Genomic DNA, 25,741 nt, shown 5'->3' with positions numbered 1-25,741 from the left:
ACGATGTTCATAATAATGAACAAAGGTGGGCGATACATAGTAATACAAAGAGGGACAATGAACATATAATTAGTCATCATGTTGGAATTGTGAGTAATCCATTGGAAATTTTAAGCTTGCTTCCGCAGCGGAAAAAATACCGGTATTACTTTCAGGAGTTGTTGCCAATTGAAAGAGGACATTCATCTTTATATGAAAATTGGAATTGTTCATCATACGGCATTTCCTTTAGCAGGTTCGAAATCCGGAGGTACTTTGGAATCGATAACGGACATCGTGAGTGACCCTTTCTTTGATGCAATAGAAATTACATCCATCCATGATTCAAACGAACGGACAAAAGTCAAGCAAACTTTGTTGAGTAGCGGAATACTGGTTTGTTTTAATGCTACACCGCAATGTTTAACAAAACCGCTCAGTCTCGGGAGTGTTATTGAATTCGAAAGGCATTCAGCCTTGCAAATGATAAAGGAAGCAGTTGACGAGGCTTACGAGATGAATGCTGAAATATTTACTATTTCGGATGATTTTATTTCTGAAGCCTTTTTTCAAGAACATACTGTCCGAGCTTTAAATGAATCTTTTAAAGAAATCTATCGTCATGCAGCTTTGAAAGGAACGATGAAGGTAGCTTATCGGCCTCCTTTTTCAACAGTGTCTCCTAGTGTTACCGGAAAATTCCCTAAAATAGAGCAAGATCAATTTGGTTTTTTGATCGATTTAGATCATCTACCAGTCAATTACGAGATGAATGATAAGAATATGAAATATATAAAAAAACATTTGCTTTACTCCCGAATGGGAAACTGCTGCAAGGTAGGGCGATACAATCAAATAATGGGTAAGACGCCACATACAAGAAATCAGTTCACTGCTGTTCATGCAGATCAGCTGCTATATTTTTTACGGAATCTTTATAAATTCGATTACATAGGGGAAGGCAATCAGGGTGTGCTTTCTTTAAATGTAAAAACGATGGATTACGAAGCCCCGCATTCTGTAATTGCAAACGGAAAACGTACCCTTCTCGAAGCTTGGAGGATGCTGCAGCTCAATCAGACGATTTGGCCCAATTGCTGACGAATGCTCATTATTAAGGGAATACTTATCTGAAAAGCACTTGGAGGGTTATCAAATGGATGGCACCAAAGCTAAGTTGGAAAACGGACTAATCAGTTCAACCTTGGAACGGATAGTCAGTGGAAATAATATCTTACCAGGTGACAATAACCGTTCGGAATACCGTATAAACGCTTGTTTGAAAACGCTGCCAGAAAATGAAAAGCAGGTTGCAGAAATACTTTGCTTTGCTGATGAGCATCGGTTATCGGTTGCTCCTCAAGGAGGAGGCACGAAAGATGCGTATGGTCAATCTACTAAATCGATTGATTTGGTGCTCTCCCTAAAAGCCATGTCCGGTGTGCTGGAGCATTCAGCCGGCGACTTAATGGTTACTGTCCTTGCCGGCACCACGCTGCGGGAACTACAGGCGGCGTTAAAAACAGCCGGACAGTTTTTACCGTTGGATGTTGCATGGGATGATCAATCGACGATCGGAGGCATCGTTAATTCGGGCGCTTCAGGACCCCGCCGGGCCGGTTATGGCTCAGTTCGTGATTTCCTCATCGCTTCCCGGATTGTTTATCCGAATGGTCAAGTCATCCGTACAGGAGCTAAGGTAGTGAAAAATGTCGCAGGCTACGATATGAATAAGCTCTTTATCGGTTCAATGGGTACATTGGGTGTACATACCGAATTTACTTTTAAAATCAGGCCTATTCCGGCGGGACAGTGTCTGATGGTTATAGGGAATGCTCATGTAGAGACGCTCCGAGCCTTTCAGAATGTACTGTTGGATTCTCATCTTGAGCCGTGTGTATTTGAATGGGTGAACAAAGATACCGTCAAATGTATCGGAATCGAAACGCAGGGACCTGCCGTTTTTCTTGGATTTGCCGATGTATGGCCTTCGGTTGACGAGCAATTTCGCCATGTTCAGCAGCTATGTCAGGAGTTAGGGGCCACGGTAATGACAGAGCTTCGCGGAGCCGAGGAATTTGAGTCAGCACTTTCTGTAGTGCGGAACATCCTGCCTAATTCTAATCTTATAGAAGACCACGAATCGGTAGTTTCAATGAAGATGATGGGCAAGCTTACCGATGTGCAGGCAATGTATGAGGCCGCCGAAGCGAGGGCCGCACAGTACGGTTTTTCCTTGAAATTCAGTGGCGGAGCTTTAAGTGGAATCGCCAGGGCGACGGTAAAAACGGCAGGTGAAGATAAAGCAGACATTTACGGGAGCCTCACCGCCTGGATTCGTAATTTGCAAAGCGATATGAGACATATTGGTGTGAGGACCGTTGTGGACTTCGCCCCCGGCTCGATTCGCAATCAGATTTCAATTTGGGACGAGACTACCACGGATCAAACAATCATGCGAGGGATCAAGATGACAATCGATCCAAATGAAATTCTCAATCCCGGCCGAATTATGGGAGGATTATGACATGTCAAACGACTCGAAAACCATAACCCCGGAAAAAATATTGTTTCCGAAATCGAACTATCTTTGGGAAGACTCGCCGGATCCCGCCAAATTTTCCGAATGTGTACATTGCGGAATGTGCCTGGAAGCTTGTCCGACCTACCAGCAGACGGGACTCGAAGCCCACTCACCGCGCGGAAGGGTATATCTAATCAAGTCGGTCGCCGAGGGGAAGCTGCAATTGAATGATTTTTTCGCAGACCCTGTCAATACTTGCCTGGATTGCCGCGCTTGTGAAACGGCATGCCCATCGGGTGTACAAGTCGGCGCATTGGTAGAGGAAGCACGCGGACAGCTTTACAAAGCGGACCCACCCTCCGGCTTATCGGGATTCATAAACAAGCTCTTTTTACGCGGACTTTTTCCTTATGCCTCCAGAATGAGAATGCTATCATTCCTTACGAGGTCCTATCAACGGTCAGGTCTAAGGTATTTGGCCAGAAGGACCGGTCTGCTCCGAATACTGCCCAAGCATCTGCAGGAAATGGAACGCGCGCTTCCTGATTTAAAAGCCAAGCCTGTTTTGGGAAGAATCGATGAGCTACTGGCTCCATTCGGAACTAAGAGGGCGAGAGTCGCCATGCTTACCGGTTGTGTGATGGATGCAGTATTCGCGGATATCAATGAAGCGACCATCAACGTGCTTCGGCATAACGGCTGCGAGGTCTGGGTTCCCCGGAACCAGTCCTGCTGCGGTGCTTTGCACGTACATGCCGGTGACAGAGATATGGCCAAGCAGCTGGCCAAGCAAAATATTGATACTTTTTTATCCGAGGAAATCGACGCGGTTATTATTAACGCCGCAGGATGCGGGTCCACCTTGAAGGAATATGGAGAACTGTTAAAATCGGACCCGGAATACGCGGGAAAGGCACACCTTTTTGCTGAAAAGACTATTGACGTATCCAGTTTCCTGGACAAACTTGGATTAATTCCACCAAAGGGCGAGCTTGATGTGACCATCACTTATCACGATGCTTGTCATCTGGCCCATGCTCAGGGTATTCGCGTAGAGCCTCGGAGACTGCTTGAATCCGTTTCGGGCATCAAGCTCGTTCCACTGCCTGATTCTGACCGCTGCTGTGGAAGTGCCGGAATCTACAATCTGACGCATCCGGAGATGGCCGGAGAGCTGCTTGACCGTAAAATGGGCGACCTTCCAAGCGGCTGCGATGCTGTGGTTATGGGAAATCCGGGCTGCATGATGCAATTTATGGTCGGCGTTGTGCGTCATGACCGATCCGAGCAAATCCTCCACACGGTACAGCTTTTGGACTGGGCTTATCGGGAGCAGGGAGATATGTTATCGAAGAAACCGGAAAAAGCCCGACGTTCCGAAGTTTCTTAAGGAGGAGTTGCCGAATGGATTCGCAGACAAAAGCATCTATAATCAATCGATTCGAGCAAATTGTTGGTCCACGAGCTGTTCTGCACCGTTACGAGGATCTTCTTGCATATGAATGCGATGGATACACCGTTCATAAAGGAGTACCTTCTCTTGTGGTTTTTCCAAAATCCACTCAGGAAGTGTCCGAAGTGGTCCGTATTTTACACCAAAACCGGATTCCTTATCTTCCAAGAGGCGCTGGAACCGGGTTAAGCGGAGGTGCAACGGCTTTGAACGGTGAGGTCATTATTAGTTTAGTCCGCATGAACAAGCTTATTGATGTGGATTACCTTAACAAAAGGGCTGTCGTACAGCCGGGCTTCATTAATCTCAAGCTATCCAACTCCATTTCCTCCAAAGGCTATTACTACGCTCCTGATCCGTCCAGTCAAGCGGCTTGCACGATTGGAGGCAATGTGGGTGAGAATGCAGGAGGCGCGCACTGCCTGAAATACGGCGTCACCACTAACCATGTTATTGGTTTAGAATTAGTTTTGCCCGACGGAGAAATTGTACAGATCGGGGGCGTTCCGGATGCTCCTGGTTATGATCTGCTAGGATTTATAACTGGGTCTGAAGGCACGATGGGTATCGTAACCGAAATTACGGTGCGTATTCTTAAGAAACCCCAAGGTATCCTTACCGTACTTGCCTTGTATGATGAAGTTGAAGACGCAAGTCAAGCCGTTTCTGATATCATTGCCGCCGGAATCGTTCCGGCAGCTTTGGAGATGATGGATCGGACAGCCATTGAAGGGGTGGAATCGGGAAACTACCCGGTTGGGTATCCTCGTGATCTGGGGGCAGTATTGATTGTTGAGGTGGATGGTATCGTCGCAGGCTTGCAGGAACAAATTGACCATGTCATTGAAGTGTGCCGTAGATACAAGGTACGTGAAGTGCGCCAAGCGAGAAATCCGGAGGAGCGGGCACGCTGGTGGGCGAACCGCAAAACGGCATTCGGCGCTATGGGTACCATTTCCCCTGACTATCTAGTGCAGGATGGTGTTATACCCCGCAGTACACTGCCTGAAGTGCTTAGCAGAATCGGTGAGGTCAGCCGAAAATACAACCTTCGTATTGCAAACGTGTTTCATGCAGGCGACGGAAATCTGCATCCGTTAATTCTCTACAATTCCAAAATGGACGGAGAGACGCAGCGTGCGATCCAAGCAGGCTCGGAGGTTTTAAAGGTCTGTGCCGATGTAGGCGGGTCCATTACCGGTGAGCATGGAGTCGGCGTAGAAAAAATGGAGGATATGCGGTTCATTTTCACCGAAGAGGAAATGAATGCGCAGATCCGAATACGGGACGTCTTCAATCCTGATAATCTGTGCAATCCCGGAAAGATATTCCCTAAACCGGCTCGATGCGTCGAATTGAAACAGCCTAAAGTCGGGTATGCAAATTCCTAATCCGAATAGAGCCTTATTCAACCGGTTATTTCATTACATCGCATTCCATAAATAGCGGCACCAAGAGTTAACCTCGGGGTGCCGCTTCAGGGGGTTTATTTATTTTGTATAAATTTGTGGAATGGATTTAAATTGACATTAAATTAGGATAAAGTCATATAATAAATTTACTGAAGGGCACTAAGCTAGCGGGCAGAAGAGTGTGGTGGAATGGCTATTGATTATCGCTCTCTATGTTGCCAGAGTAACACATTCGCTTCACCACACCTACATTATGATGAGTCTAGAAATCTAAAGAGGTGAGCCAATGGCAGTCGTAAAAGCCAGGAAACAGGATATTGATATGTTGGCAAGGTTGCTTCGAGCTGAAGCTGAGACCGAAGGCGAAAGGGGCATGCTCCTTGTTGGAAATGTTGGCATCAATCGAGTAAGAGCGAATTGCTCCGATTTTAAAGGAATTCGGACAATTCCCCAAATGATCAACCAGCCGCATGCGTTCGAAGCGTTGCAACATGGTTTGTACTATCAAAACTCAAGAGAGAGGGAACGCCGTCTGGCGCAACGGGCTGTGAATGGGGAGCGGAATTGGCCAGGCAAATTCTCCCTATGGTATTTCCGTCCAGGAACATTCGAAAATCCCGGACCATGTCCGCCAACTTGGTATAATCAGCCGCTCGCAGGACGATGGCTGAAGCACTGTTTTTATGAACCGACCGCGGAAGAATGTGAAAATGTATATAACACGTTTTAATTTTATTAACGAAAAGAGCTCAGGATCTCTTAACCTGACTTGTCACGGTCATTATTCGGAAACTAAAGTTATGGAAAGTGAGGAAATAGATACAAATCAAAAGGCTGTTTGTGTGAAAGAGGCAAAGGGAAAGGCCGATGCTCTGTGGCTGGGATCGATTGCTCTTGAAGGCAGTGCGCGGCTACGTGCATGGAGTTGAATGGAATGAGAGATTCCTATTTTTTCCTATTGTGTGGTAATATATTGCTAACTACTAACCACCAAGGAGAACCTCATGGCCTTAACGAAACAGTCCCATTATCCTGTGAAAGCGAGCACGAGCTCATTGTCAGCGGTGTCCGCATTCGACAGTATGAGTCAATCAAGCCAACAGGTATCCAAACCGACGGCACCCATCCAGTGATCCCAGATCGATCCCAGATCGCTTACTTCGCAGCACATCCTTCAGCTTCAACGCATGATAGGAAATCGTGCGGTAGCGCAACTAATGAAGTCGCAGACAAGTCCAAATATCATTCAGCCCGTACGCAGCAGTCATCCAACAGTCCAGTCTAACCCATCAGGACAAGTCATACAACGAGTTGCCCATTCTGTCATTAATTTGACTGACGCTTCTGTCACAGCCAAGGAAGGCGCAAAAGGTCTCAGCTGGGATGAGTTTTCAGAGGAGTACAAAGATTTAAAGGAAAAGGCAGACGGCGGCGCAACAACAATCAAGTTAACGGATAATCAAACAAGGGCCATTGTTTATATCGACGACGTTATCGTTCAAACACTAGCAAAAACAAACGGCAAATGGTATGAAGAATCATTGGATGATTACGAGCCGGATGAGGTTGAGTATGTTCTGGATCGAACCGCACCGGAGGATTCTGACGGATTGGTTTTGGCTAAACGTTTAAAAGATGAAATGGGGGAGGATATATCTGAAGCTGAGCTTAAACAGCTATACAAGTCTGTTTCGGATTTACCTACAATCGCAAAGGCAATGGATAATATGGTTGGCGCAACACCTTACGAGTGGTCCATTTTATTTACAAGATTAAAAGAAGGGCCAAGCAGAAGTATTATAGCAGGTGTATTAGAAGCAGGTAATGGCCATTTTACGATTGCAACTCTATTGCAACAATTGAATACAAATCCCTCCACGGCCATTGACCGAGTAACCATTGCAGCTACCTGGGGGAATAATGATACGTATTTACATTATGCCCAGAACATGGCCATATCTAAAGAAAGCTCAGAAGGCCGATTACGAGGTACCCGATTGGCTGCTGCTGTGGAGCTAGGCGAAGCCATCACATGGAACCGCCCGCAGGCGGATCGAAATTATGTTCATGGTGCTGATCCGTTAGCCCAGCCGAGAACAGGATTTATAACAGCTACTATTGGCGGTGTCCCCATTAGTATTCACGCACATTGGTATAGACTTAGTGCTCTTGGGCATGTTGCAGGAAAGATAACATCCGCTCATGTTCAATTCGCTGGCGCTAACGACTTAGAAATCAATCAATGGTCTTTCCTCAATGGACTAATGACTGAAATTGTCGCTCAGTTCAATGAACCTGGAGGACATCTGCCATCCACAGACAATGGCATTGGAAATCTCACTATAACCGTCTAAAATGACAATAACGCATTCGGATTCCAGTCTTAGATCTTTGCATAAGACATGTTTCACCAAAGTTCCAATCCTCCCAAGATTGATGGAGGATTTTTTGTTGCTTCCACTTTTTTAAATGGAAATATATGTATGAAAATAGGCTTGGTCTGCGCATCTTTGAAAAGGATTTCTCAAGTTTTAAATATAAAATTTTACAAAAATAATTTATAAAATTACATTTTAATAAAAATTCATAAGAGTATAATTCTTTACATGAAATCTCTTTATAAGATTTTTGCTCAAATTATTTCGTAGGAGGTTATTTTGTTAAAAAATTAGTAAGAGACGGACGAAACAAATGAAAGCGGTTTTAGACAACTATAGAGAGAATATTAGTACGGCAACGAAGCAAAGGTACAGCAAAATGATTACACCGGAGCAGCTAAGCAGCAGCCTGTAGGAGGTGGTCAATATGTAATTGGCATCGATTTTGAGAGCGTTTCCACGTAAACAGGAATTAGAACAAGTAAATTGTCAGTAAAAAAAAGGAGGTTGTCTCATGGGAAAAATCAAAAAATCTAATTTGGTATTGTTTTGTGTTTCAATTGTAATTTGCATGCTTGTATCTTTACCGGGACTAGCTTATGCTGCTCCGATTCACTCTGGTCCACAATTTGGGGAAGGCTCTTATGCAGACCCTGATGTACAGGTTTATAATGGGACATATTGGGTGTATCCGACTCGTTCGACTCAAGTTGGCGAGTCTGGCACTGGCGCAAAATCTATAGACATATTTTCTTCAACAGATATGGTCAACTGGACAAAATACTCAAATGTAATAAGTTCTGCCAATGTATCATGGATACAACATTCATTGTGGGCGCCAAACGGGGCTTATCGCAATGGGAAATACTACATCTATTTTGCTGCTAACGCAATCAATGGCGATGGACAATTAGGCGGAATAGGCGTTGCAGTGGCTGATAATCCACAAGGTCCATATACCGATGCGATTGGCGCACCTCTTATAAATGTTGTAAGAAATGGCGCAGGTCCAATGGATCAAGATGTATTTATTGATGATGACGGTCAGGCTTATATGTATTATGGCAGCTGGGGAGAGTGTAATGTTGTAAAGCTTAATGCTGACATGAAGTCTCTGGGAACATGGTCTGATGGAACCGTCTATAAGAAAATTACTCCCACTAAAACTGGCGATAATGATTATTTTGAAGCGCCTAAAGTGTTCAAGAGGAACGGGATATACTATTTGACTTATGCTGCCGGTGTATGGGCAGATTCATCTTATAAGGTCATGTATGCAACTTCCAGCTCTGTAACAGGACCCTTTGTACCAAAAGGGATTATGCTGCATACTGATACTACAACAGCAGATGGACCTGGTCATAATGGTATTGTTCAATCACCTACAACAAATGATTGGTACATTTTTTACCATAAACGTTATCTGAATAGTTCACAACGTGTACTGGCATTTGATAAATTTGAGTTTAATGCAGATAATACTATTATACCAGTCGAAATGGCAGTGGAAGATAACTTTGATGACGGTAATGATGTAGGGTGGACAAAATATGGCGGTACATGGACAGTATCAGACGGTCAGTATAATGTAGCATCAAATCCGGGTGCCAAGGCCCTTCTGGACACCAATTTCACAGATTTGATTTATGAAGCTGATGTGACACCAGATTCAAACGGCAATGCGGGTCTGGTATTTAGGGTGTCAAATCCTGGAACAGGCACTGATGCTTACCAAGGCTACTATGCTGGACTCGATGTTCCTAATCAGAAGGTTCTGATTGGGAAGGCAAACAACAACTGGACATCGCTTGCCACGGCTTCTATGAGCTTAACGGCTAATACAAAGTATCATGTTAAAATTTTTGCACAAGGTGAATCCATTAAGGTTTATGTTGGTGATATGACTACACCTAAGATTAGTGTGACGGATTCAACTTATACTAAGGGAAGTGTAGGAGTTAGGACATATGATTCAGCTGCAAAATTTGATAATATTTCAGTTCAAAGCAGCCGATATGAAACAGAAAATTTAAGTGTAAGCGCAACCTCGGGCGTCAAACACTCCATGTTCGGAAATGGATCCGGTACGGACTCCAATCTGAGCGGTGGATATGGAACTACGCTGGAAGCCAATGCAGTCAATGACTATGTGACATACACTGTGAATGTGCCTGAGGCACGCAGCTATAGTGTAAGGGTCGGTGTGAAAAAGGGACCCAACAGGGGGCAGTTCCAGATGTCGGTAAACGGTATAAATCATGGTTCGGTTCAGGATTTATATTCATCCGGACTTAACTATGTGGAACTGAATGTGGCAGATATAACCTTCAGCTCGGCGGGCAATAAATCCTTCAAGTTTAATGTTGCAGGTAAAAATGGTTCAAGCTCAGCATACCATCTGCTACTTGATTATATTAAACTAGTACCAAACTGATGCAAGTATGTAAAGAGGACGGTTATATTGAAATTTAATAATAAGGATGATATAATTCTCATAAATTAATGACTGGAGTTGAAAGTATAATGTAGGATTTCTTGCTAACGATAAAACAGTAAAGCGATATTTTTCGCGTGTTTTATTTTGTATGCAAGAAAGTTACATTATCTTTGACTCAAACGATATATCCTTTTATTTAACTCCGCAATGGGGTTGATTAACTGTATTTATTTGAGCTACAAGAATGTAACTTTCTTGTAGCTTTTATTTTTTTCATACAGGAGGATAATTTTATGTCATTAATAAATGTTACAAACCTAACGTTTGCCTATGAAGGAACTTACGATAACATTTTTGAAAATGTGAATTTCCAAATCGATTCAGATTGGAAATTGGGATTTACAGGAAGAAACGGGAGGGGTAAGACGTCATTTCTCAATTTGTTGCTTGGTAAATATGAATACAGTGGGAATATTTCTGCTAATGTCAGTTTTGAATATTTCCCTTTTCCTGTAGAAAATAAAGAAAATAATACGATTGATGTCATCAACGACATTTTTCCAGACTATGTTCACTGGCAATTGATGCGTGAGCTTTCATTATTAAAGGTTTCTGAGGATATTTTATATCGGCCATTTGATTCATTATCTAACGGAGAGCAAACAAAAGTTTTACTGGCTACTTTATTTATTAAGGAAAATAGTTTTCTGTTAATTGATGAACCAACCAATCATCTTGACTTGAATGCAAGAAAACTGGTCAGTGATTATCTCAAGTCTAAAAGCGGATTTATTCTGGTATCTCACGACAGAGCTTTTCTTGATAACTGTGTAGATCACATACTTTCCATTAATAAGACCAACATAGAAATACAAAAAGGTAATTTTTCAAGTTGGTGGGAAAATAAAATGAGGCAGGATAACTTTGAGCTTGCAGAGAACGAAAAACTTAGAAAAGACATTAAACGTTTGTCAGATTCCGCTAAACGGACGGGCAACTGGTCACACGAAGTGGAAAAAACAAAAAACGGAACAAGAAATTCCGGTTCTAAGGTAGATAAAGGATATATTGGCCACAAAGCTGCTAAAATGATGAAACGTTCTAAAGCTATTGAACAAAGACAGCAATCTGCTATTAATGAAAAGTCCAAACTCCTAAAAAATATCGAGAATTCAGAAAGCTTGGAAATTTCACAACTTGCTTATCATAAAATCCAACTTGCTGAACTTGATCATGTTTCTATTTTTTACGATGAGAAGATTATTTGTGCAGATGTAAGTTTTACAATTGAGCAAGGCGAGCGAATTGTTCTTACCGGTAAAAACGGCTCAGGAAAATCAAGTATCCTCAAACTTATTTGTGGGGAGCATATTAACTATACAGGTGCCGTCAGGAAGGACAGCCAGTTAAAAATATCCTACGTCTCACAGGACACCTCCCATCTTCAAGGTAATTTATCTGACTATGCTGCAGACAGCGGGATTGATGAGAGTCTTTTTAAATCGATTTTAAGAAAACTTGATTTTTCCAGAAATCAATTTGAAAAGGATATTTCATCATTTAGTGGAGGACAAAAGAAAAAAGTATTGATTGCCAAAAGTCTTAGTGAGAATGTTCATTTGCACATTTGGGATGAGCCGCTTAATTTTATTGATATTATTTCTCGCATACAAATTGAAGAGTTACTGCTTGAATACTCACCAACCATTCTTTTTGTCGAGCATGATAGGGAATTTTGTGAAAATGTTGCAACCAAGATTATTGCACTCTGATTTTAAACGGGGTTAAAGAAACTGGACACTATAGTTGAGGGGCTTGCTTCGCGGCAGCTCCTCATTTGTTTATTAAAGTAACTGGCAGAAGAGTGTGGTGGAACGGCTATTTATTATCGCTCTCTAACCTGCTATAACGTTAAGGAATAATATGTATAAAAAACTATATGCGCTGTTGTTTTCGAAGGGCTTGTACTGTCAAGCACTCCGATACACTGGAAAGAGGGTTATGGACGGTTTTTCTTAACATGGCTTCGCAACGATTTCCAAGCTTTTTCAAAAGTATTGCCAAATTCTTACATGTTGAACTGGTTTTTTTTCAATAAAATGGGATATATATCCTTTAAGTAGGTAAGTCCTGTACTTCATCACGATCAATTCGTTTGTATATTTATTAAGCTATCCATGTTTTCCATTTGCGTTGTATAATTGGGTAGTCTAGTGCAAATGAATTGGGGAATTCAATCTCATATATTGACTGGCGTTTATTTTTGACAGTAAGCGCTTTCGAATATATAATATTTCTTCGATGACGTTACAGGAAAGGTGATTGTTTATGGGTTTTCGAACAATTCAAGGGAAAATTTTCGCCTCCATTTTCTTTTTTCTGATCATTCCATTTTGTCTAACCTTTTTCTATTTGGATAAACCATTAGAGAAAACGATTGAAAGCAAAATAGGGACCTCGATCCAGGATGCTCTGAACTTGGTCAGTTTAAATATAGATAATACATTGGAACAGATGTTGAATTCTATTACGGCCATTTCGTTGGATCAAAATATACTATCTATGTTAAAAAAACCGAACCAATATACCGACTATGAGAAATTTCGTATTTCGAACAATATGATGAAAACTTTGCATAATTCTTACTTGATTAAAACAGAAAATTATCTTACCTTCATGGATTTTTCAGGAGGATTGTATACATCGTGGTATGCTATGCCTGGAAAATATGAACAATTAAAAAGTACTTCGTGGTATCCGGACATCCTAAATTCGAAAGATAGTTTCCTATGGATCTATCAACCTGACAACTACACATTATCGGATACACGTCCGCTTATTTCGGTGGCAAAATTAATTAGGGATACCAGTTCTAATGATAATATTGGAATCGTTATGATAAGTATTGTCGAAAGTGACATACGGAAAATTTTGGCGCAGCTTGAAGGTGAAGTTTTCTTGATCGACAAGAATGGGATTGTTCTCTCCCACGCGGAACCCTCTTTTTATCGGAAGGACTTGTCGGGGGAACCCTATATCCAAAAAGTGATCAAAACGGAAAAGGGTCAAATGATCGATGAAATTAACAATAAAAAGATGATAGTTAGCTATAGGACTATTCATAAAACAGATTGGAAGATTGTTCAGCTTATCCCCTATGATACGGTATTTAAAGAAATTTTCAATATAAGAAAAGCGAATATTTTGATTGTCGGAGTTATTTTTTTAGTGTTCCTCCTGATTTCGATTTCGATTTCATTTCGAATTTCGAAGCCTTTAAAATTGCTAAAGAAGAAAATGGCCGACATTGATAACAAAGACTCAAGCGATATGATTGATGTCAAGGGAACAGATGAAATCGCCAGTTTGATTCATACCTATAATAAGATGATAATACGGATTAAAGATTTGTTGGATCGGTTGAAAATGGAATATGAGCAAAAGGAAGATATGAGGTTTAGGGCGCTGCAATCACAGATTAATCCTCACTTCATTCTTAACACCCTTAATAATATTAAATGGATGGCGTATATTAGAAAGGACGACGAAGTAGCGGAAATGTTATCCTGTATGGCAGTCATTTTGGAAGGAAGTATTGGTAGAGATGAGGATATCATTACACTTAAGCAGGAAATCGCATACATTCATAATTATGTTATTCTTCAGAAAATCAAGTACAATGAATTGCTTTCCATCATCTACGATATTCCTGAGGATCTGCTTCAGTGTGAAGTAATTAAATTTATTCTGCAGCCTATCGTCGAAAATTCGATCTATCATGGTATAGATCAAATGAAGAGTAAAGGAGTCATTCATATTGCAGCTATCCGGCGGAATCATCAATTGGTTATTCTAATCAAAGATAATGGGCTGGGTATTGATCCGGTTAAGTTAGAAGAAATTAGGGATTCTTTTACAACTAAGCAGGATGTAAGGAAAATAAATAGAGTTGGTATCAGGAATGTTCATGATAGAATTCAATTGCAATATGGTAAAAAATATGGAATTACTATTCATAGTGAGAGGTTTGCCGGTACAATCGTTGAAATTGTGCTTCCAGCAGACGTCCGGAAAGAGGAGAAAGCCTATGTTGAAGATATTGATCGTTGATGATGAAATTTTAGTCAGGATTGGAATCAAGTCGTCGATTGACTGGGACGAACAAGGATTTCAATATGTCGGGGATGCTGCTGATGGGGAGAAAGCCTTCGAATTGATCAAACGAACTGTGCCGGATATCGTTTTGACAGACATTTTGATGCCCAATATGAATGGTTTGGAGCTTATCGAGAAAATAAAGCAGTGCTATCCATTGATTAAAATCATAGTTTTGAGCAGCCACAATGACTATGATTATGTAAGAAATGCAATGAAGCTTGGCGTAGAGGACTATATACTCAAAACCTCTATGAAGCCTTCAGAATTATTAACTATACTTAAAGAAACAGCGAAGAAGATTACATTGAGTCGTGAAGGATTGATAAATAAATATGCAGAGCCTGTACAGGATGATTCACGAAAAGCAGCCTTGATAAGACTGTTATTGGAAGAGCCCCTCAATGATCATCGTTTGAAGCAAGTTGCGGATAGCCTACAATTGAAGAATCGTAACCATCATTATCTTCTATTGCTGAAAATTCATCATTATGATGCTGGTAAAATGGATCAAGCAAGTGAATATACTTTCATGAATTTGGTTATCGGGTATATGAATAAATGGATGGATGGACATATTCTTCGATATAAAGAAAATGAGTATATGGTGATTATGTCCTCCGGAGACGAAGATGTCAAAAAGACAGAAAATGAATTATTCATACTGGGAGAAGATACGATCGTGGCTGTAAAACGTTTTTTGAACCTTTCGATCAGCATTGGCTTCAGTAATTCCTTTGGCCATTTAAGCGGGATGAAGACCGCCTATGAACAGGCAGAGGGTTCTTTAAGACGAGGATCGTACAGGAATGAAGTGCAGAAGTTAATCGATTATATGCTGATTCATTATAATGAAAATATATCTCTTAAAAGGGCTGCGGAATATGTGAACATGAGTGAAGGATACTTAAGCTTTGTATTTAAGAAGGAGACCAAAAAAAATTTCATAGAATTTATTACCCAAATTAGGATCGACAAGGCTGTTGAATATTTGCGAAATACCGACCTTCCAAGCTATATCATTGCAGAAAAGGTGGGATATGTGAATATCAATTACTTTGGCCGAATTTTTAAAAAAGTAATGGGAATGAACCCTAGTCAATATAGACAACAATTTAAGTGAATTTATGAAAAAAGTGAACATCCCTCTTCTAAAAGTGAACATGGCACGCAATAATCTGAATAAATGACAGAAAGCTATATAAATCGTTCATTTAGTATGTAGCCATATCAGGGTATACTTACTATGAAAGCGCTTTATAAAATAGAAAGAGAAGGGTGTGCACTATGCATAAATCAATGTTAAAAGGTGTAGTTATGCTACTGATTCTGTCCCTGTTCGCAATGGGATGTGTAGCGAAAGAAGATTCCAAGAAAACGGATGACGCTTCAACGAATGGAGAAGGCAGCAAGCCGATTACGATCACATTTTGGGCAGGAACCGCTTTCAAAAATGTTGATGGCTACAATAGTCCAAACTTTGGAGATTGGGAAAAAGCAAAAGCTGAAGAATTCAAGAAAATTCATCCTAATGTAACTGTAAATGTCGAAGTCGTTCCGTTTAAAGATATTGAACAAAAAGTAAACGTTGCGGTAGCAGGAAATAATCCACCCGATATTTTACTTGATAACACCCCTCTTCGTATGATAAGACATGCCAAAAACGGCATATTAGAACCTTTGGATGAAATCATAAAAGAGGATAAAGCCGACTGGAAACAATCTTATTTGGATTTGGGTACTTACAATAATAAGTTGTATGCCCTAACCTTATTCAGCTGTCCCGGAATGATGTTTGTCAACAAAGCAATCTTTGATAAAAAAAATCTGACGCATTTATTGCCAAAAGACAGAAAATGGACATGGACGCAATGGAAGGATGCCATGAAGATGGTTGCAGATGAAAACACTTATGGGACCGCATTCTTTGCAAAAAGTGAGCAGCAAGACCAATTAATGCAATCTCTTATTATGAGCAGCGGAGCCAAATGGGCAAATGAAGACTTTTCCAAGTATTTATTGAATGGCCCAGAGGGTGTGGAAGCACTAACGTTCATGTTAAAGCTGGCGGAAGAAGGATTGGTTGCCCCAGGCACTGCGAATATGGAAGCTATCGATACCATACAATTATTCGAACAAGGAAAGTTAGCAACCATGTATCAGCAGATCAATGTATATATGGACATAGCTGCAGACATTAAGAAGGGATCAGTCAGTTCTTCCAATGTTGAACCTTATGGAATTATTCCTGTATACAAAGAGGGTGTTACCCCAAAATTAGTGATTAACTCTGAAAATGGACTCGCTCTATTTAAACAGAAGGACCCGGAAAAAAGAAAAGCTGCCCTGGAATTTATTAAATTTTTGGCGAAGCCCGAAAATATCAGTGCTATAAGTAAATCTGCAGTATCTGAACCTGCCCGTATCTCATCCACATATGCAGCTCCCAATAAGGACTATGCTGAACTGATTACCGAGATGAATAAACTGGAAAAAATAGATCAAGGTAGAGGTGTAACTTGGTATACTAAGCTCAGACAAAGTTTCTATCCGGAAATGCAAGCTGTTTTCCTGAAAGCTAAAACACCGCAGCAAGCCTTAAATGATTTTGTAAATAGTGCAAATAATTTGGCTTCAAAAAAATAACAATAACTAATTCACTGAGGTGTATATGACTGATGAGATTTCGCAATGGGGCGTGGGGTTATTTTTTCATATTGCCTAACTTATTTTTTCTTGCTTTGTTTTTAATCTATCCTCTGCTTCGCACTTTCTATCTTAGCTTGTTCGAAGCAGATATTTATTTAAAAACCTTTGTAGGATTTAATAATTATATTTCCTTGTTTCATGAAGAGCGGTTTGTAAAATCGTTTGTAAACACGTTCTATTTTGTAATCATCATAGTTCCGATTACGGTCGGTATTTCCCTGCTTTTTGCCGCAATGATGCAGGGATTTCATAAACATGCCAAAAGTTTATTTCGTCTTGTTTTTTATTTGCCGGTTGTAAGTACTCCTGTTGTGCTTTCCTTAGTTTGGGCTTGGATTTATAATCCCAGTTTCGGCATATTTAATTATTTTTTACGGGAGCTCGGATTCCAGCCTATTGATGTGTTTTCCAATCAACTTACAGCTATTCTTGCCTTAGCAGCAGTGGTTATTACTTGGATGATCGGCCAACCTATTATTTTGTATTTATCGTCAATGGACGGAATATCAAAAGACCTGTTTGAATCTGCTGAATTGGATGGAGCTAATTCGATTCAAACCTTTGTTAAAATCACATTGCCCTTGATTGCTAACACGACTATATTAATCGTGATTACTTCAACGATCAGTGTATTCCAAATATTCACAGTAGTCTATTTGTTAACCAAGGGTGGTCCGTTTCATGGCACAGAGTCTCTTGTATATACCATATATCAAACCGCTTTTATAGATTTGGAGTTTGGCAAAGCTTCAGCTCAAAGTGTTGTATTGTTCTTTATTATTATGCTTATTGCAGTTTTACAGTTTAGAATTTTGAGATCTAAAGGCGAATAAGAAAAGGAGATTTTTTGCTGATGCCAATTAATGTCATCTTCAGATATTTAATATTAATTATTGCGGCAATCATTTTTATTTTTCCATTGTATTGGTTGATTACCGGCTCTTTTAAATCACAAGTTGAGATATGGGCTGTGCCCCCGAACTGGTTTCCAAACAAATTCAGCTTTGATAATTATATCCTTCTATTTAAGACAAAGCCGTTAGTGACATGGATATTTAACAGTGTTTTTACTTGTCTTGCCACAGTTGTATTTGTTTTGTTATTTTCCGCGATGGCCGGATATGCATATGCAAAAAAAAAGTTTCCCGGAAACAAAATATGGTTTGCCTGTGTGATCGTCACGATGATGATGCCGCATCAGGTGACTTTGGTACCGCTTTACATCTTGTGTCGTGATCTCGGACTTATTGATAGCTATTTAGGGTTGATATTGCCTGCCATTGCTTATCCGTTTGGAGTTTTTCTCATTCGACAGTTTGCCAAATCGATTCCGGATGAAATTATTGAGGCAGCTACTATTGACGGAGCCGGCGAATTGAGAACATTTGCGACCATCATCTTACCGCTGCTTTTACCGGCACTTGGAGCCCTGGCCATATTTTCATTTATGTATACTTGGAACGATTATTTATGGCAACTTATTATTTTGCAATCTAAAGCAATGTTAACTCTACCGCTTGGCATAGCTACTGCTGCATATGATGAAAATAGAATTGATTTTGGAATTGCCCTGACCGGGGCCTCCATAGCTGCAGTTCCTATGATACTATTCTTTCTGATGCTCCAAAGAAGCTTCGTTCAGGGGATTACATTGGGCTCTGTCAAGGGATAAATACTGAGAATACAAGGAGAATGTGAAATGCATAAATTAAAAGAAGTGCTAGCCGGCGGTCAAACCGCTTACGGTATTTTTTCCGCTCTGAAGGACCCTGCTGTTATCGAAATTTTGGGTTACGTCGGTTATGACTATGTTGTGATTGATCTTGAACATACTGCATTAGATTTGCAAATGATGGAGCACATGATTCGTGCGGCACAAATTGCCAATATTTCATCCATAGTCCGAACACCGCAGGATGATTATGGATCTATACTCAGAGCAGTTGAGTCGGGAGCTGACGCTGTTATGATTCCCCATCTCGTATCCAAACAGCAGGGAGAAAAAATCGTCGGAATGGCCAAATACCAACCCATAGGACATCGAGGCATTGATGGTTCGACCCGAGCAGCCAGATATGGTGGAGTGCTCATTACAGAACATATGAAACAGGAAAATGAACGGGTATTGGTCATCGGAATGATTGAAGATGTGGAAGCCGTGGAAAACATCGACGAAATTATTACGGTTCAAGGATTGGATCTGTTATTTATAGGTCCTTCCGATTTGGCCGGTTCATTCGGTCTTCCCGGACAAGTAACGCATCCGAAGGTGCGGCAGGCTATTCAGGTTGTGATGGACAAGTCGAACAAAGCGGGGATCAAGGTGGGAATTCCGGCATTTAGACCTAGTGAATTAAAAGAAGTCATCGGCATGGGCGCAAGCTTTGTAACGACGCCTGCGGTGGATGCTTCGCATTTAACCCAATCTCTAAAAGCCCACCTTGAGTCCGTTAAAAATATGTAGGAAGGAAGTGAAAGGTATGGATTTTCGAAACTATGTTACTATGATGCTCGAAAAGAATAGTATGGATTTCCGTTATTTCAATTTACAATCCCTTTATTTAGAAGCCGAAACCATAAAGAAGAAAATTGAATCCGTTAGTTCCAGTGATCATTTGATTGATCCTGACCCTATTTTTTCTCATGTTCAGAAGAGGGGAGGAACGAAACAATGAGCACATCGAATCATTTTTTAGAATGGAGTATAGCTGAGCTAAGCCAAAGTATCAAGGCTAGAACCATTTCTCCAGTGGAAGTAACAGCAGCCAGTCTGGGTATCATCGCCCAAAAAGATAAAGAGCTCAATTCATTCATTACGGTCTTGGAGGAACAATCGTTAAACGCCGCCAAAAAGGCAGAACAGGAAATTATCAATGGAAATTATAAAGGTCATCTCCATGGCATTCCTATTGGATTAAAGGATTTAATCTATACTAAGGGCATAAAAACAACATTTGGCTCTGAAATTTATCAAGACTTTGTCCCTGATTATGATGCGGAAATTGTGACCCAGCTAGAGAATGCGGGAGCCATTATGATTGGTAAGCTAAATATGCATGGGTTTGCATACGGTACAACAGGGGACCGCTCCTTTTTCGGACCTGTAAAAAATCCGTATGATCCATCCAAAATCACAGGGGGATCAAGCTCAGGAGCGGCCGCTGCCGTAGCAGCCTTTCTATGCTATGGCGCAATTGGTTCAGATACGGGGGGATCCATCCGAATGCCTGCCTCTTGTTGCGGTATCGTAGGAATGAAACCGACGTTTGGATTGGTAAGCAAATATGGTGCCATACCATTATGTCAGACTCTGGACCATTTGGGCCCCATGACCCGAACCGTCGCTGATAATGCTATAATGTTAAACGTCCTTGCAGGTCATGATAAAAAAGATATATATTCTGTTTGTTCTGTGAAGGAAGATTATACTCAAGCGATAGATGTGGGGATTAAAGGTAAAAAGATCGGGATTCCATCTTCTTTTTATTTTGATATTATTCATCCGGAAGTGCAGCGCATATTCGACTTAACGGTGGAAAAACTTAAACAGCTTGGAGCCGAAATTGAATATATTGACCTTCCTGGAATGAATGATCTTTTAGCAGCTCAGCAGATACTTTTAGCTTCTGAGGCTTACACATCGTTAGAAAAGCTTTTAAGGGAAGTACCCGACCAGATTGAAGAAGAAGTAAGAGGACGGGCCATAGTAGGGATGTTCATTCAAGCAAGCGAGTATATAAATATGTTGAAAATTAAACATAAGGCTATCAACATGCACTACGAGGTACTATCCAAGGTGAATGTGATCATGACTCCTACTTTATGTACGCTGCCAACTGATATTGGACAGAGAGAAATAGATATTAATGGGACGAAGGAACATACTCGTATTCTTGCACGCTTAACAGGTCCAAGCAATACAACCGGTTTTCCCGCAATTTCTGTTTCTGGGGGCATGTCGAAAAGTGGTTTGCCAGTCGGAATACAATTTATAGGTAAACCTTTTGATGAAGGACAATTATACCGATTTGCCTTTGCTCTGGAACAATCCAATCTCTAGGAAACTGTTAATAAGACTTGTAAGGAATCGCATGTGAATAGGAAAGGACAGGCCGAATGTAATCATTCGTCTGTCCTTTCAACGATTGAATTTGTCAGCTTTTCCTGTTGACTTCAACTTTTGCTATTTTTTCATAGTATCTTATCAAGCTACCATGATCATCATCACCCATTCCATCTGTCTTCAGAGATTGCATCATTTCCATAACCGCAGTTGTAAGTGGCAGAGGCACTCCTATTTCATGGGAAGTTTCCATTACGTTGCTTAAATCCTTAATATGAAGGTTGATGCGGAACCCGGGATCGAATTTACGATCCATCACCAGTAACGCCTTCGCATCAAGAACGGTACTACCGGCCAAGCCACCACGGATAGCTTGATATACCAATTCCGGTTCAACACCGGCTTTGCTTGCCAGAACTAGGGCTTCAGACATGGCGGCAATATTAATTGCAACAATAATCTGGTTAGCAAGCTTGGTGACATTGCCTGCTCCAATCTTACCCGTGTGCACAACAGAGGCAGCCATCGCCTTCATAATTAGATAACATTTATCAAATACTTCTTTTTTGCCGCCTACCATTACTGATAGGGTCCCCTCAATCGCCTTAGGCTCACCGCCACTTACAGGAGCATCAAGCATTTCTATTCCTTTTTCCGCCAACTTCTCAGCAATTTCTTGACTTACGAGCGGTGCAATAGAACTCATGTCAATGAGTATAGTACCTTGTCTGGCACCCTCGATCACGCCATCTTTGCCCAAAACTACTTCCTTCACCTGAGGATAATTGGGTAACATGGTAATTATAATATCCACTTGCTCAGCTAGCGACTTAGGACTCGTTGCAGGCTCAGCCCCGGCAGCAACAAGCTCCTGGGCGCTTTTATTTCTCTCAAGAACGACAAGCTTGTATCCAGCCTGTAATAAATGCTTGCTCATGGGCTTGCCCATGATTCCCAAACCAATAAATCCAATTTTCATCAATTAACAGCCTCCTGATTATCAATCCATCCTTGGGGAATTTGAAAGTTTATTATAGTACACCCATATCTTTAAGTATGTACTTGAGTTTATTCAAATGGGTCTCCGAACAAGTGGTATTCGGCTTGATCGAATTTCCTACCGCAAGTCCAATTAGATTCGCGGCATCCTTAGTCGCAACGGGAAAGCTTCCCAGATTAAATGCCATACGAAGCGGAGCAAGTTTAAATTGGGCTTCCAAAGCACCATGCAGATCGCCTGCCTTAAATTTCTCATAAATCTCCACGACCAAGGCTGGGACAATATTAGCAGTCGAGGCAACGCAACCGACAGCTCCATAAGCTAAGGAGCCAAGAATCATGACATCCCTGCCGGCCATGACTTTAAACCCCTTGTCTCTTGTTCTTCGGATATATTCCGCAGTCAAGGTTAAATCGCCGCTGCTATCTTTAACTCCAACGATATTGGGAATGTCGGTCAGCCGTTCTAATAAGTTTGCTGAGATATTGTTGCCGACACGATCAGGGTTGTTGTAAAGAAGAACTGGCAAAGAGGTCGATTCGGAAATCTTAAGGAAATGCTGGTACAGCTCGTCGTCATTGAGACTAAGGAACATGGGCGGCAGGATAGTGATAGCCTGTGCTTTTAGATTTTCCGCAAGTCTAGCCAATTTGACGCATTCTTTGGTGGTAATGGCTCCAATTCCCATATAAACGGGAACTCGCCCTTTGACCTGATCGATTATAATAGTGACAGCCCGCTGCTGTTCTTCATGATCTAACCCAAAAAACTCCCCATTGCTTCCAAGCGCGAGAACGCCGTGTACCCCTCCTTCAATAACATGCTCAACAACTCGTCGCAAGCCCTGTTCTTCCACGCACTCATTGGCATCGACAGGTGTAATAACCGGGGGAACCACTCCGTGAATAAAACTTGTATCCATATTTTTTATCTCCTTTTAAGCCCTTGACCGAGGTCTTCCCGAATATAGCTCTGGCACTCGTTTAGGGATTTCCAATTAGGTATAACTCTCTTTTTCCAGCGGATGGCGATCTGTTCTCCCGTCCGGTAATCCGCCTCCTTCGCAGCTTTATTCGGAAGTACACACGCTCTCATCCCTGTGATTCCATTGTACCCAAGCGGATGGTTATGGTCTTTATAAATAACCGTCATGTTTTTACAATATTCCGCAGGGTCTTTCTAGGTTATAATGAGGTCAGCTCCTAAGAGAGTGGTTGAAAGGAAAGAAGCTTGCTAAAGAGGTGGGAAGCCAGTGCAACTGACACCGCAAATTTGTCAAAAAAGCAGCATGTATCTTAATCAGCATGTGACTAAGCTACATGCTGATTCCGCTTCATTTTATGTCCACTATTGGGGAGGGAAACCCCAGCATCACGGCAATGTTATGCATTCGCACCCTTTTTTCGAGATTTGTTATGTGGCAGAAGGGGAAGGCCGCTATACGAATAAAGGGGTGACTTATTCGCTGCAACGAGGTACCTTGTATTGCTCCAAGCCTGGCGGTTTGCATCAACTGCAAAGTGAATCAGGGATGCTGGTGTTGTTTGTTGCTTTTGAAATAATAGAAGCGGATCCGCGCGGTGAAGTCTTTCAGCTGTTAGACAAGCTGACGAATTATCATCATTTGTTTATTCCTGATGCCGAACAAACGCCACCAGTACTACTCTGGAAATCTTTGGTGCTTCAAGCTGCAGAAAGGTTGATTCCATTTCCGCAATTGATATTCGGTTTATCCCATGCCCTCTTACTATCTTTAATTTCCTTCTTTTACCAAAATAGCGGAATTGTTACAACGTCACCAGAAACGGATACAGGTTTTATTTCCATTCCGGTAAAAAACGCAAAAGCTTATATAGTAGCTCATCTTTCCGATAAGCTGACCTTAAAGGAAGTAGGGCAGGCGATTCATTTATCGGAACGACAGCTTTCCAGGCTTCTGTCGGTAGAGCTGGGGCAAAGCTTTCCTTCCTTGGTTCGTTCGGAACGAATCAAACGGGCGGCCTATCTGCTGTCTTTTACAGATATGACGTTGCTGGATGTGGCGCAGGCGTCAGGATACGAAACGGTGCATTATTTCAGTAAGGTATTCGTTGAAGTTCTAGGAATCACACCGGGCAAATTTCGCAAAAGGGTAGTTGGAAATAAATTGGAATCAGCGACTATACATCAATATTTATGGCTGACAAACGGGAGGAATTAAACTGGGCTCGGAGCAATTGAGGTCGGGGTTCAACACCAAAGAGGACAAGATAGAACCCGATACAACTAACGATAAGGTTGCTATTGTGTAGTTCAATAATATTGTTGAGATATTTCTGTTGTCGGAGTAATGTTTCTTGATTCATAACTTTCTCGTCCTTCTATTGCTATATTTTAAAAATTCATCTACATTACCTCGATTTGTATCCCCCGCTCCTGCGGCTCCATAAACATAACCAAAGGGTGTTGCCGCTTGAATTCGCACGTCTATAATATCTCATTCATGGAAATAATCTGTTTATAGTGAGAAGTATTGGAGGTGGCATAGGATCGATCACTCAAGAATAAACGGAAACAAACCCCTCCAGAACATCATGTCAAGGAAGAAGCAGTCTCTTCATCCAAGAAAGTATTAGATAGGAGTCTCAAAACAAACATTGGACATGTCCGCCAAACATTAGGTAATAGCGACGATATCGTCATTCGAGTAATTCAAAATCTCTTATGCTGGATTGTCCCAGAGAGGGTTTACCAGAACAAAATCTTCTGCCTTTTCCACATTCACTTACGATTGCTCCAAATATTACCTATTATAATAATGTTGTGTCTAAATACTGGCCCTATATGGACATGACGTTCAGTGTCTTATTGCCTTTGTTGCTCTTTGCTGGATATGCAATTCGAAAAATGAGGAGATCAAAAAATAATGGCGGAAGGGGTCTATGATTTGGAAAATTTCTCGATAGTAGGCAAAAGCGTTCCCAGGGTGGATGTCGAGGATAAAGCTGCGGGCAGAGTGAAGTACATAAATGATACGATCATCGCTGGTGTTCTCCATGCTAAATTGCATACAAGCCTTTATGCCCACGCAAAAATCATCTCAATTGCCACTCCTCAATACCAGCTAAATACTATACCAAATAATTGCGTCCCTCGAAAACCATAGCAATCCCCTCGATGTAGGATGTTCCCTTGGGAACAAGATCCATTTTATCCGCCTCGGTTAAACTTTTTCGTTCCATGCTTCGCACTTCTCGAAACTGCTGGGCAGCTAAATGAAAGAAAAGTTACCGCTGTATAGTTTTTGTTTAACAACGCAGGAATAGCGACAGCTCCTAAGGCAGCGGCGATAACGCCAAGCGATATGTGGATGATCTTACCATGAGGGTAAGTCGGGTATTGTCGATAATCCGTACGCAACATAAGCAATCTCGAAATAAATCCAAAACTAATTCCAAAACTAATTCCAATAATGACCCCAAGCGTTTCATCAGATTGTAATAAAGAGATCATGTTACAGCTCCTCCCTTAAACACTATTACAGGTTTCCCCAATTCCTTCCGGTGTATTCGATATAAGCCGAACAATTGGGCACTGCAATGCCATCCATTTCTCGTGGTATATTACCTTTTCGAGTTAGGGTATATTATTC

Annotated in this window: 22 protein-coding genes and 1 pseudogene; 19 read left to right on the top strand and 4 right to left on the bottom strand. The window is 41.4% G+C overall.

Features of this window, described 5'->3' with window-relative positions; all coding sequences use genetic code 11:
• The first annotated feature begins 168 nt into the window (after positions 1 to 168).
• The 17 genes from LRL21_RS32905 (at position 169) to LRL21_RS32830 (ending at position 21,107) form a co-directional block, all read left to right on the top strand.
• Complete coding sequence (locus LRL21_RS32905; RefSeq protein ID WP_240420032.1) at positions 169 to 1,080, top strand: hypothetical protein; 912 nt, start codon at positions 169 to 171, stop codon at positions 1,078 to 1,080.
• A gap of 55 nt (positions 1,081 to 1,135) precedes the next feature.
• On the top strand, positions 1,136 to 2,506 hold the full coding sequence (locus LRL21_RS32900) for an FAD-binding oxidoreductase (protein ID WP_240420031.1): 1,371 nt from the start codon (positions 1,136 to 1,138) through the stop codon (positions 2,504 to 2,506).
• A 1-nt stretch (position 2,507) separates the two neighbouring features.
• Positions 2,508 to 3,893, top strand: coding sequence for a (Fe-S)-binding protein (locus LRL21_RS32895; protein ID WP_240420030.1), 1,386 nt, complete (start codon positions 2,508 to 2,510; stop codon positions 3,891 to 3,893).
• A gap of 14 nt (positions 3,894 to 3,907) precedes the next feature.
• Entirely contained in the window at positions 3,908 to 5,347 is a 1,440-nt protein-coding gene (locus tag LRL21_RS32890; protein ID WP_240420029.1) for an FAD-linked oxidase C-terminal domain-containing protein, read from the top strand.
• A 307-nt stretch (positions 5,348 to 5,654) separates the two neighbouring features.
• A complete protein-coding gene (locus tag LRL21_RS32885) occupies positions 5,655 to 6,098 on the top strand; it encodes a cell wall hydrolase (RefSeq protein WP_240420028.1) in 444 nt (147 codons plus the stop codon).
• Positions 6,099 to 6,372: 274 nt separating this feature from the next.
• Complete coding sequence (locus LRL21_RS45875) at positions 6,373 to 6,501, top strand: hypothetical protein (protein WP_275901027.1); 129 nt, start codon at positions 6,373 to 6,375, stop codon at positions 6,499 to 6,501.
• Between the two features lie 54 nt (positions 6,502 to 6,555).
• Positions 6,556 to 7,722 (top strand): hypothetical protein, encoded by a 1,167-nt coding sequence (locus tag LRL21_RS32880; protein ID WP_240420027.1) that lies wholly within the window; start codon positions 6,556 to 6,558, stop codon positions 7,720 to 7,722.
• Between the two features lie 538 nt (positions 7,723 to 8,260).
• Positions 8,261 to 10,180 (top strand): family 43 glycosylhydrolase, encoded by a 1,920-nt coding sequence (locus LRL21_RS32875; RefSeq protein ID WP_240420026.1) that lies wholly within the window; start codon positions 8,261 to 8,263, stop codon positions 10,178 to 10,180.
• 296 nt (positions 10,181 to 10,476) lie between these two features.
• The gene (locus tag LRL21_RS32870; protein WP_240420025.1) at positions 10,477 to 11,955 is read left to right on the top strand and encodes an Lsa family ABC-F type ribosomal protection protein; all 1,479 of its coding nucleotides are present in this window, start codon (positions 10,477 to 10,479) and stop codon (positions 11,953 to 11,955) included.
• A 556-nt stretch (positions 11,956 to 12,511) separates the two neighbouring features.
• The gene (locus tag LRL21_RS32865; protein ID WP_275901034.1) at positions 12,512 to 14,293 is read left to right on the top strand and encodes a sensor histidine kinase; all 1,782 of its coding nucleotides are present in this window, start codon (positions 12,512 to 12,514) and stop codon (positions 14,291 to 14,293) included.
• Positions 14,271 to 15,461: a response regulator transcription factor gene (locus LRL21_RS32860; protein WP_240420023.1), complete on the top strand. Its 1,191-nt coding sequence runs from the start codon at positions 14,271 to 14,273 to the stop codon at positions 15,459 to 15,461. Before LRL21_RS32865 ends, LRL21_RS32860 begins: the two co-directional genes overlap by 23 nt.
• A 164-nt stretch (positions 15,462 to 15,625) precedes the next feature.
• Positions 15,626 to 16,984, top strand: a complete 1,359-nt coding sequence (locus tag LRL21_RS32855; RefSeq protein WP_240420022.1) for an ABC transporter substrate-binding protein — start codon at positions 15,626 to 15,628, stop codon at positions 16,982 to 16,984.
• Between the two features lie 32 nt (positions 16,985 to 17,016).
• Positions 17,017 to 17,880: a carbohydrate ABC transporter permease gene (locus tag LRL21_RS32850; RefSeq protein WP_240420021.1), complete on the top strand. Its 864-nt coding sequence runs from the start codon at positions 17,017 to 17,019 to the stop codon at positions 17,878 to 17,880.
• A 20-nt stretch (positions 17,881 to 17,900) separates the two neighbouring features.
• Positions 17,901 to 18,719, top strand: coding sequence for a carbohydrate ABC transporter permease (locus LRL21_RS32845; RefSeq protein ID WP_240420020.1), 819 nt, complete (start codon positions 17,901 to 17,903; stop codon positions 18,717 to 18,719).
• 27 nt (positions 18,720 to 18,746) lie between these two features.
• Positions 18,747 to 19,511, top strand: a complete 765-nt coding sequence (locus tag LRL21_RS32840; protein ID WP_240420019.1) for an HpcH/HpaI aldolase family protein — start codon at positions 18,747 to 18,749, stop codon at positions 19,509 to 19,511.
• A gap of 40 nt (positions 19,512 to 19,551) precedes the next feature.
• Complete coding sequence (locus LRL21_RS32835; RefSeq protein WP_240420018.1) at positions 19,552 to 19,722, top strand: hypothetical protein; 171 nt, start codon at positions 19,552 to 19,554, stop codon at positions 19,720 to 19,722.
• Positions 19,719 to 21,107 (top strand): amidase, encoded by a 1,389-nt coding sequence (locus tag LRL21_RS32830; RefSeq protein ID WP_240420017.1) that lies wholly within the window; start codon positions 19,719 to 19,721, stop codon positions 21,105 to 21,107. Before LRL21_RS32835 ends, LRL21_RS32830 begins: the two co-directional genes overlap by 4 nt.
• A gap of 94 nt (positions 21,108 to 21,201) precedes the next feature.
• Here the strand turns inward: LRL21_RS32830 and garR are convergent, their stop codons facing one another.
• Genes garR through LRL21_RS32815 form a run of 3 tightly spaced genes read right to left on the bottom strand, consistent with a single transcriptional unit; the run spans position 21,202 to position 23,262 of the window.
• Positions 21,202 to 22,089, bottom strand: a complete 888-nt coding sequence (garR, locus tag LRL21_RS32825) for a 2-hydroxy-3-oxopropionate reductase (RefSeq protein ID WP_240420095.1) — start codon at positions 22,087 to 22,089, stop codon at positions 21,202 to 21,204.
• A 52-nt stretch (positions 22,090 to 22,141) separates the two neighbouring features.
• The gene (locus tag LRL21_RS32820; protein WP_240420016.1) at positions 22,142 to 23,032 is read right to left on the bottom strand and encodes a dihydrodipicolinate synthase family protein; all 891 of its coding nucleotides are present in this window, start codon (positions 23,030 to 23,032) and stop codon (positions 22,142 to 22,144) included.
• Between the two features lie 5 nt (positions 23,033 to 23,037).
• On the bottom strand, positions 23,038 to 23,262 hold the full coding sequence (locus LRL21_RS32815; RefSeq protein WP_240420015.1) for a hypothetical protein: 225 nt from the start codon (positions 23,260 to 23,262) through the stop codon (positions 23,038 to 23,040).
• Between the two features lie 100 nt (positions 23,263 to 23,362).
• Here LRL21_RS32815 and LRL21_RS32810 point away from each other — a divergent pair, with 100 nt between their 5' ends.
• Both LRL21_RS32810 and LRL21_RS32805 read left to right on the top strand, forming a co-directional pair.
• Complete coding sequence (locus tag LRL21_RS32810) at positions 23,363 to 24,310, top strand: AraC family transcriptional regulator (RefSeq protein WP_240420014.1); 948 nt, start codon at positions 23,363 to 23,365, stop codon at positions 24,308 to 24,310.
• A 705-nt stretch (positions 24,311 to 25,015) separates the two neighbouring features.
• The gene (locus LRL21_RS32805) at positions 25,016 to 25,255 is read left to right on the top strand and encodes a hypothetical protein (protein WP_240420097.1); all 240 of its coding nucleotides are present in this window, start codon (positions 25,016 to 25,018) and stop codon (positions 25,253 to 25,255) included.
• Here the strand turns inward: LRL21_RS32805 and LRL21_RS32800 are convergent.
• Positions 25,224 to 25,602, bottom strand: a pseudogene (locus LRL21_RS32800) (YIEGIA domain-containing protein); the annotation flags it as partial. The gene LRL21_RS32805 and the pseudogene LRL21_RS32800 overlap by 32 nt on opposite strands.
• Positions 25,603 to 25,741 lie beyond the last annotated feature (139 nt).

The sequence above is a fragment of the Paenibacillus periandrae genome (assembly GCF_022458865.1).
In the GTDB taxonomy this organism is placed as follows: Bacteria; Bacillota; Bacilli; order Paenibacillales; family NBRC-103111; genus Paenibacillus_S; species Paenibacillus_S periandrae.
Note: the sequence above shows the minus strand (reverse complement) of the source record. Positions and strands in the feature narration are given on the sequence as shown.